1 protein-coding gene is annotated in these 1,188 nt (G+C 59.8%); it reads right to left on the minus strand.

Translation table 11 applies throughout. The features are described from left to right. The coding region (locus AWB68_RS45190; RefSeq protein ID WP_087650483.1) for an IS4 family transposase at nt 1-1,188 on the minus strand (1,188 nt) is incomplete at its 5' end.

A 1,188-nucleotide genomic window follows, 5' to 3' on the forward strand; every position in this document is an offset into this window, starting at 1 on the left:
CTATTCGTTTTGCCGGAAGAGCCGATACATCTTAGTGACTTCGTGCAGCACGAGGAAGCCTCGCCATATCACAGTTGGACCGGGTGGTCGGTCATGCTTGCGATTCAGGTAGCCGCCCAGCATGGCTATCCACAACACGGCCTGCTTCAGGGACGGGACCTGCTTTGGCAGCTTCGTGGTGTGCTGTGTTTGGCAATACAGTGCCTGCCATTCGACGGGTTGCAGCAACACCTCGCAGGACAGGTCCGCGTCGATTCGCGACAGGAGGGTCGCATACAGGATGCGCCAGGCGATGACGGCAAACAGAGCGGTTGCTCGCACGAACCGGTCAAGACTCCCGAACTGGCGCGCCTCGACTTGGCATCCGCTTTTCAGTACGCGATGCCAAGATTCAATGGTCCAACGTCGTGCATACCACGCAAGCCGCTCAAGAATGTCATCAAGCGTGGTCGTTGCCACCGAACTTAGCAGCATCCACTCGATAGGCTCAACGCCTTCCGCAGGAGCATCTTCGATTGCGTGAATCGCAAATACATCGACTTCCGGCAGCCCCCTCGCGCGTCCCCTTGGAGGCCGCAATCGTACCGTTGCGCAACGTAACGTCAGGCCCGCGGTACGCTGCGGCTGATTGTGTCTGGCAGGCACCAGCAGTTCGGTTCTACCCAGGGGCGCAATGGCCTGAACGGCCTCCCACAGATATCCCTCGTGATGGCGCGCCCGGCGATTGACGGCCGCGCGAATCAGCCAGTCCACGCCTGCGGGACGTTCTGTGGCAAACAGTTCGTACAGGTCGCTCTCGCGGTCGCCGACGCAGACGAAGCGCGCATCGGCACAACGCTTTTTGAGCGCGGCAAGATGCGCGATCCCTTCAAGCCATTTGGCGCTTTCCTTCTCATGGATCGGACGGGTTTTGCGTTGATGCTTCTTGCCAAATTCCTCTTCGGGCCGCACCCACGTCTTCATTCCCAGCACTCCCAGCGGCAGGCCTTCGGGAGTGACAGCCAGCAAGCTGTGCATCATGAAACCGCGCAAATTGGTGTGATTTCCCGAGCCGTAGCCCAACCCTTCAGTAGCGGGAAGATGCGACAGGTTGAATTCCGTGGTGTCCTGTACGGCCAGCACAACCGGTACCGCCGTCATCCGATCCAGCGTCTGTGTGATGTGCGGCGCGAGGATGCCGTCGGTATC

The organism is Caballeronia choica (genome assembly GCF_001544535.1).
Classification (GTDB): Bacteria; Pseudomonadota; Gammaproteobacteria; order Burkholderiales; family Burkholderiaceae; genus Caballeronia; species Caballeronia choica.